Annotated in this window: 1 protein-coding gene; it reads right to left on the reverse strand. The window is 46.2% G+C overall.

From position 1 onward, the window contains the following. Nucleotides 1–36 precede the first annotated feature (36 nt). A partial coding sequence (locus AAEY78_RS13740; RefSeq protein ID WP_352339910.1) for a hypothetical protein occupies nucleotides 37–260 on the reverse strand: 224 nt, incomplete at its 5' end.

Genomic DNA, 260 nt, shown 5'->3' on the forward strand with positions numbered 1-260 from the left:
CTTCTTCGTCCATGGCGCCAATTAACCCGATTACGCTCATTCATTGCTCCTAATATTTGCATTGTTATGCATAACGTCTTGTGTAAATAACCGTATTTGATCGCCAGAATAAGGCAAGGCCATCTCGAAAAGGGCCACATTATCCGGCATTTCCGGCCACCTTTGTACCGAAAAAAACCGTACCTTTGGAAAAGCGGCCTGAATCGACAATAAAAGGGTCTCTGGCTGAGGCACCAACAACACAACAACCGCATCAGGGT

Source organism: Psychrobacter sp. 16-MNA-CIBAN-0192, assembly GCF_040309565.1.
Lineage (GTDB): Bacteria > Pseudomonadota > Gammaproteobacteria > Pseudomonadales > Moraxellaceae > Psychrobacter.